Here is a 7773-nt window from a genome sequence, read left to right as displayed (position 1 = left end):
GATCTTCTTCCCCTTCGGGCACCACTTCCGCTGCGGTCTCGGCAGGCAGCTCCTCCTCCACAAGAGGTTTTTCAACCTCGGCCAACACATGCGCCCCGGGAGTAGCCGCACCCTCCGCAGTCATTCTGGTCACACTGCCAACATCGATCAGACGATCGGCAGACAATTCAATAGGTTCATCCGCATCAACCGGGTCGTCCCCAGACAGAGAGACCGCATCCGGGGTAACGACCGCCCCGGCGGGAGACGGGATGCCGACCGGGAGACCCGCCGTCTCTCCCCTTTCTTGTGGCGCATGCGGACGTGGACGAATCACGACAGATGCGGCAGGTCCAGATTGTTTGCGCGGAGGAGGATCCTGGCTGGGATGGGCGACCTCATCCCCAGACGGAGGAAGATCCTTGCGCACTCCGACCTGTCCGGGTTTACTCTCCAGGATGGTCGCGATATCCGCCTGTTCGGGAGGATCTTCGTCCAAAATCTCCTCCAACGACGCCAGAATCTCTTCCAGGGTAGGGCTCCCATCAGCGGTCAGGGGCAACGGCGTACCACCCTTCCGATTGGCTTCGCGTGCAGGACTCCGGTCAGCCGGCATGTATCTTTCCCCTTTTTTCTGACAATTTTTTACTTTTCCGGCCCATGCTTTGCGCTTGTCGCCGCCCGTTTTCTCGCGAGATTTATTTCCCATGTCCCACTCATGGCCCATTTGCCACGCAAGCGGATCACCAGCCCATTTTCATACGGGCTGTTTCCGCTCACTCAAGCGGATCACCAACCCATTTTCATGCGGACTGTATCCGCAACGGTGCGAAAAAACCCTCCCTTTTCGATGGTACGATCCGCAACGGCTGGACGGTTCAACAGTACTTTCTCGCCCAGGCTGACCACAAGGGAACCAATCTGGTCACCCTTCTTGATAGGCGCGATCAGAGGTTCCTGGAACTTCAGACCCACCTCCAGGGCAGAGCGGTCCTTGCGGGAGACCGTGACAACCAACGGTTCATCCACTGTGACGCTCACCTTCTCCTGATCCCCCTTCCAGACCCGCAACTCCCGAATGGTGGCCCCCACCTCAAACAGACGCACGGTTTCAAACATCCGGTTGCCGTAGCGCAACAGGCGCAAGGCCTCCTCCTCCCGGATTTTGGAACTTTTGGCCCCCATGATCACGGCGCCAAGGCGCTGGCCATCCTTTTCGCTGGTGGCAACCAGGCAGTAGCCCGCATCAGCCGTGTGTCCGGTTTTCATCCCGGTGATGGAGGGATCCCGCCACAGCAGACGGTTGCGGTTGTACTGACGTATCCCATTGAAAGTATATTGTTTTTCCTGGAAAAAATGAACGTATTGAGGAAACTTTCTGGTGATGGCCCTGGCCAGAATGAACATGTCGCGCGCCGTGGTGTAGTGATCCTCTTCGGGCAACCCCGAGGAATTCAGAAAATGACTGCCGGTCATCCCCAACTCCCGGGCTTTCTGGTTCATCATATCAGCGAAGCCCTGCACCGAACCCCCGATGTGCTCCGCCACCACCATACAGGCATCATTCCCGCTCTGCACGGCGATACCCCGGACCAAATCCTCCAGGGTCACCATATCCCCCACCTTGACAAAAGTCTTGGAACCCCCGACACGCCAGGCTTTTTCGCTGACCGGAAGTTTGGTCTCCATGGTCAGCTCGCCGTTGGCCAGGGCATCAAAAACCAGGTAGAGGGTCATCACCTTGGTCAGGGAGGCCGGCTCGCGACGCAGATCGGCATTTTGCTCGTAAAGAATGGTTCCGGAGTCGAGATCCCCGAGAAGACTCGATTCCGCCTGCAAGGACACCGTCTGCTCACCATGACCGCCCGCGCTGCCACTGTTCCCCGCACCGGAGGCGTTGGCTTGCCCCCCCGTCTTGCCAGGATTGACAGCCTGGAGCGCCCCACCCCAAAACAAAACGATCAGGAAAAGGAGGAGAGACAGTGCGACCGGGGTGCTGGTTTTTTTCGGATGCATGGTTCAAACCCGCCGTTTCGTAGGTGTTTGTGGTCGGCCCCAACCTTGTACCGACACCTTATTCCACAATGATCCGTCCTTCGCCAAAACCTTGTGCGACCAGAGTTTCTACCAGGGAATCCGCCGTTTCAATGCTTGGAAACGGCCCCATGCGCACACGAAAAAAGGTCTCCTCTCCCACCTGGGCCTTGTGTACACGGATCTGGGCCAATTTTTCAAGTTCCCGGGCCAAATGGTCCGCCTTTTGTTGAGAGCGAAAGGCGCCGACTTGGACGTAGACCCCAACCATCTCGGGCCGGGCCTGGGTGATGCGGTTGAACATGCCGGGCGGTGGCTCGATGGCCTCCACCTTGACCAAAGCTGTGCCAGCCTCGTTGAAGCCGAGGGCCGTCGCCGCGCCCCGGGAAAGATCGATCAACCTGTTTTTGACAAACGGCCCGCGATCGTTGACACGCAACACGGCCTGACGGCCATTCTGGAGGTTGGTCACCCGCAATACGGTGTGCAGGGGGAGCGTGGGATGGGCAGCGGTCAAATCATCCTGATCGTAGAGCTCGCCAGCCGCTGTGGCCCGACCGTGAAAATAGTCGCCGTACCAGGAAGCGATCCCCTTTTCCACATACTCCCTGGCGCTCGGCATGGGAAAATAGGTCACGCCAAAAATCGTGTAGGGGGGCTTCAGACGATACAGCTCCGGGTGAGGCTTCTCTGCCGACTTCGTCTGCAATACGGAAGGAGAAGGAGGTTGGGGCGCGACAACTTCGACCGGCTGCCGGGGAGAGGAGCACCCCTCAAACAGCGCCACCGCAGCCAGCCACGCAGCCACGCGGATGGCTCGACACCTTTCCCTGGCAATCCATCTGTCCATTTCGCTCACCCTGCCCGGGAGACCCTCAACGCCAATTCCCGCACCACCATGGCAAACCTGCGGGAGCGGTTCCACCGGGTCACAACACGAAAATTATGAAACACCATATGGTAACGGGGACCGCTCTCCTCTTCCAGCATGATCATGGCGGCAGCCTCCTCCTGATCTGGTTCCCGCTGCCCAGAGACAACTCTGATCCCCTGCGTCACCCACTCTCGCCATGGTCGCATGTTTTCCACGTCCTGGGAAACCATTTTGTCCAGATCGGCGCCCCGGTGCAGAGGCAAGGCGTACAGTCCATCGGTTTGCCACTCCTGCCCCCGCAGAAAGGAGGCGATGGAGGCCAGGACATCCTCCGGGTCATTGAAGACATCTCGTTTGCCATCGCCATCGAAATCCACCGCATAACGCCGCAGCGTCCCGGGAATCATCTGCACCTGCCCCATGGCGCCCGCGTAGGAACCCGTGACACTGCCTGGATCCCACCCCTCTTCCCGGCACAACAGCAGAAAGTGCCGGAGCTGATCCTGGTAGAATGCAGCCCGCCGCGGATAGCTGTTGGCCAGGGTGAACAGAACGCGCAGGACGGGGTGCCTGCCCATATTGGCGCCAAAGCGGCTCTCGATGCCCCAAAGCGCCACCAAAAACTCCCCAGGCACACCAAACCGGGACGTCATCTCCTGCAACAGCGTGTGGTACTGCAAAAACCGGACGCGCCCCTGAGCGATGATATGCTTGTTGATAAACATCTTCCTGTAGGCATAATAAGGTTTGGACTCAGCTTGGCTCTCCATCAGAGAGACAGCCGGCTGATAGAGCTCCAAATGCCTGAAGAGTCGATTCAACCACCCGCGGTCAAGGCCATCCTGCTCGATCCAGGGGCGCATCCACGGACAGGCATCCACCACATCCGTCTCGCCATATCCCTGCCCGGACGCCCACAACCATAAAGCGACGCCACCCATGCCACCCAGCCACGCACGCCGGGTGATGGCGCTCGTTGTCGGCCCGGCGGCGGTCACACCCCCCAAAACAGCCAAATCCTTGCTCGTTGCCGGGGGACGGTTCATTTTGGTCCTCTGCTGCATGGATCGTCTCGGCAAAAAGTGACACACCGCCAACTGCCCGATGCCCATGGGGATCAATACCGCGCCTTTCGATGCTCCTGCGCGATCATACAACAAGAAACCGACCATGAAAACCGTTTTCCCTGCCGCCACTTCCTTCCTCGGCGCTTTGACACGCCCACAACCGCAACCCGCGAACCATCTCTCCCTGTCCTACCGCCTGCGCCACCTGCTTCCTCACTATCGCCGCCATCTCGGTCGGTTTGGCGTGGGTTTTCTGCTTTTGGTTGCCACCAGCCTGACAGCTGCGTCCATCCCTTATACCATGAAGCGGGCCACCGACGCCTTGATGGCCGGTGCAGCGGGCAACACCATGAGCGGTTATGCCCTCCTGCTGATCCTGCTGGCCTTGATCAATGCCGTCTTCCGCATCTCTGGCCGCGTCTACATCTTTCGCATTGGCCGCCAGGTCGAATATGACCTGCGCAATGACCTGCATCGCCACATGCTCTGGCTCGATGACACCTTCTTCGCCAGGGAACGCACGGGGGATCTGGTCGCCCGCTGTACCAACGACATCACTTCCGTGCGCATGTTCATCGGGCCGGGATTTTTGCAGGTGTGCAACGCCATCATGATCTATGTCACCGTGCTGCCGATCATGCTCGGCCTGGATCCCTTTCTGACCCTGATGGCCCTGCTCCCTTTCCCCATTGTCCTCCTGGTGACCCGCATGCTGACCGGTCGGCTCTATCGCCTCAGCCGCGTGGTCGCCGATCGGTTTGGCCACACCTCCAGTTTTGTCCAAGAGTCGATTGCGGGCATGGCGCTCCTGCGCGCCCACGCCCAGGAAGAGAACTGGCAGCGCCGTTTCGCTGCCGCTGTGCAGACCCTCTATGGCGACCAGATGCGACATGCGCGCATGCAGAGCCTGTTTTCCCCCATCATGATGTTCAGCGGTGGCCTGGGGGCTTGGATCATCCTCGCGGTGAGCGGGCCGGAGGTGGTCTCTGGCCGCCTGACGATTGGCGACCTCGTCGCTTTTTTTGGCTATCTGACCCAATTGGTCTGGCCCACGGTTGGCCTGGGATGGATCCTGACGGTCATGCAACGAGGCATCGTGGCCCTGGAACGCATTGGCCGCATTCTCGACACCCAACCAGCCGTGCCTTCCACGCTCCCCTCCGCCCACCCCGCTCCGCCACCACAAGGTGATGCGTCATCGGAAACCATTCCGCCTTCCCTTCCCCCTTTACGGGGCGATATCCGCATGCACCGGCTCAACTTTCATTTCCCCGGCCCACCTTCCTCATCCGGGCCTCCCGTTCTGCAAGCCATCTCCATGGAGTGTCGGCCTGGTCAGTTCATAGGCCTTGTCGGGCGCGTGGGTTCCGGCAAGTCAACCCTGTTGAACTGCCTGGCACGGCTGCACCCTGTCCCCAGGGGAAGCATCTGGATCGATGGCATGGACATCATGGATATCGAAGAGGAACGATTGCGGCGCCATCTGGCCATGGTTCCCCAGGAGAGCATCCTGTTTTCCGCCACCGTGCGCGACAACATTCTTTTCGGCGCGCCGCATGCCCCAGAAGCGCAAGCCTGGCATATGGCCGAGAAAACCTGTCTGGCTGGAGAGGTCCATGGTTTTCCCTCGGGCATGGCCACTCTGGTCGGGGAACGGGGCATCACCCTCTCCGGCGGCCAACGCCAAAGAACAGCCCTGGCCCGCGCCCTGGTCATGGATCCCACCATCCTTCTGCTGGATGATGTCTTCTCCAGCGTCGACGCCCAAACCGAAGAGGCCATCCTGCACCAGATCCGGCAGGCGAATCCCCAACGTACCACCATCATGGTCTGTCACCGCGTCGCCGCACTGCATCAGGCGGATGACATTTTCGTACTGGAGCAGGGGTGCATCGTTGCCCAGGGTACCCACGCCAAACTCATGGCCACCTCCCCCCTCTACCAGGAGTTGCATCACCGCATGGTGCGCCATCAGGCCATGGAGGCCCTGCAATGCCCGCCCACCTGACCACCGATACCGAAGAGACCGCTTTCGGCGCCTTGAACCGGCACATCCTGCGCCGCTTCCTGGGTCTCACCCGTCCCTACCTGACATGGATCGTTCTGGCCATATTGCTGTTTTTTCCCGTGATCTCCGCCCAACTGGCCCAGCCTCTCCTGATCCGCCGGGCCGTCGATCACCACTTGGCTACGGGCGACATGGCGGGTTTCAACTGGCTGCTGGCCGAATTTTTCGGGCTGATCGTTTTGCAGTTGGTCGGCAGTTATGGCCAGGCGCTGGTCAACAACCTCCTCGGTCAACGGGTGGTGCGGGATCTGCGCCAGAATTTGTTTGCCCATCTGCTTCGCATGGACGCCGCATTCTTCAGCAACCACGCCACAGGCCGCCTCACCAACCGTCTGACCAACGATACCGAGGTCGTCAGTCAGATGGTAAGCGCCGGCATGATCAATCTTCTCGGCGACGCCCTGCTCCTGGCCGGCATCGCCGTCAGCATGATCCTGCTCTCTCCCCGTCTCTCCCTGGTGGCGCTCTGCACCCTCCCCATCATCATCCTGGGTACATTGCACGTCGCCCGCCGTCTCCGCGTCGCCCTGCGCGATGGACGCCTGATCCAATCCCGCATGGCCGGCACCATTGCCGAGGAGATCGACGGCCATCAGGTCATTCACCTCTTTCAGCGCCAGCAGCACAACCAAAATGTTTTCGACGGCCACAACACCGACTACCTCCGCAGCGCCTTGCGCAGCAATTTTCTTGAGGCTTTGCAATTTGCCTTCGTCGACGCCATGGCCACCATCACCATTGCACTTCTCTTCTGGTATGGGGGGTTCATGCAGGGTTCGACCCACGAGGTCTCCATGGGCACCTTGATGGCCTTCATCGACTATTTACGCCGCATCTTTTTTCCCATTCGGGATCTCTCCACCAAATTCACCACGCTGCAAGCCGCCATGACAGCGCTGGAGCGTATTTTCGATCTCCTGGACACGCAGCCAAGCATTGTCGATCCCAAGGTCAACCCTGTACAACCATCCAGCCGACAAGGGGGTATTCGCTATCGGGACGTTTATCTCGACTATGGCCGGAAAATGATCCTGCATGGCATCGATCTGGAGCTGCGTCCGGGAGAAAAAATCGCCCTGGTCGGACCCACAGGGGCGGGAAAAAGCAGCCTGGCAAGACTCCTCAACCGCACCTGGGATCCAACCCGGGGAGAGGTCGAAATTGACGGCGTCAACGTGCGCCAGATTCCCCTTGACCAACTCCGACGCATGGTCGGGGTGGTGCATCAGGAGACCTTTCTCTTTGCCGGCACCTTTCTCGACAACATCACCCTGCACGACCCCACCATCACCCTGGAGCGCGCCCACGAGGCTGCCCGGCAAACCGGCATCCTGGAGTGTTGTCGGGATCTGCCGCAAGGGCTGCACACCCCCATCGCCGAACGCGGCAGCAATCTCTCCGCCGGTCAACGCCAACTGCTGGGCATTGCCCGCGTCCTGGTCGTCAACCCCCGCATCCTGATCCTCGACGAAGCCACCAGCTCCGTGGACACCATCAGCGAACGTTTTCTCCAGGAAGCCATGCATCGGCTCATGGCCAACCGCACTGCCATGGTCATCGCCCACCGTCTGAACACCATCCTGCACATGGATCGGATCGTGGTCATCGCCGGGGGGCGCATCGTGGAGTCGGGAACCCACGACAACCTCCTGGCACAAGGAGGCATGTACGCCCGCCTGCATGCCCTGCAATTTCAGGTGGTGCCCGACATTGACCTAATTGCCTGATGTGGCGTAAATTTTCTCTGACAC

General features: G+C 59.9%; 6 protein-coding genes. 2 read left to right on the top strand and 4 right to left on the bottom strand.

The window, feature by feature from the left end; genetic code table 11:
• The 4 genes from HQL63_06850 to HQL63_06835 all read right to left on the bottom strand — a co-directional run.
• Positions 1-595: hypothetical protein (locus HQL63_06850; GenBank protein MBF0176551.1), on the bottom strand; the 595-nt coding region annotated here is incomplete at its 3' end.
• Between the two features lie 173 nt (positions 596-768).
• Positions 769-1995, bottom strand: a complete 1227-nt coding sequence (locus tag HQL63_06845; GenBank protein MBF0176550.1) for a D-alanyl-D-alanine carboxypeptidase — start codon at positions 1993-1995, stop codon at positions 769-771.
• Positions 1996-2053: 58 nt separating this feature from the next.
• Positions 2054-2863, bottom strand: coding sequence for a septal ring lytic transglycosylase RlpA family protein (locus HQL63_06840; GenBank protein MBF0176549.1), 810 nt, complete (start codon positions 2861-2863; stop codon positions 2054-2056).
• 5 nt (positions 2864-2868) lie between these two features.
• Positions 2869-4059 carry a lytic murein transglycosylase gene (locus HQL63_06835; protein ID MBF0176548.1) on the bottom strand — a complete coding sequence of 397 codons (1191 nt, stop codon included), beginning with the start codon at positions 4057-4059 and terminating at the stop codon, positions 2869-2871.
• Here HQL63_06835 and HQL63_06830 point away from each other — a divergent pair.
• Both HQL63_06830 and HQL63_06825 read left to right on the top strand, forming a co-directional pair.
• Positions 4058-5962 carry an ABC transporter ATP-binding protein gene (locus HQL63_06830; protein MBF0176547.1) on the top strand — a complete coding sequence of 635 codons (1905 nt, stop codon included), beginning with the start codon at positions 4058-4060 and terminating at the stop codon, positions 5960-5962. The two genes, HQL63_06835 and HQL63_06830, sit on opposite strands and share 2 nt — an antisense overlap.
• Positions 5947-7749, top strand: coding sequence for an ABC transporter ATP-binding protein (locus HQL63_06825; protein ID MBF0176546.1), 1803 nt, complete (start codon positions 5947-5949; stop codon positions 7747-7749). Before HQL63_06830 ends, HQL63_06825 begins: the two co-directional genes overlap by 16 nt.
• Positions 7750-7773 lie beyond the last annotated feature (24 nt).

The sequence above is a fragment of the Magnetococcales bacterium genome (assembly GCA_015231175.1).
GTDB lineage: Bacteria > Pseudomonadota > Magnetococcia > Magnetococcales > DC0425bin3 > HA3dbin3.
Note: the sequence above shows the minus strand (reverse complement) of the source record. Positions and strands in the feature narration are given on the sequence as shown.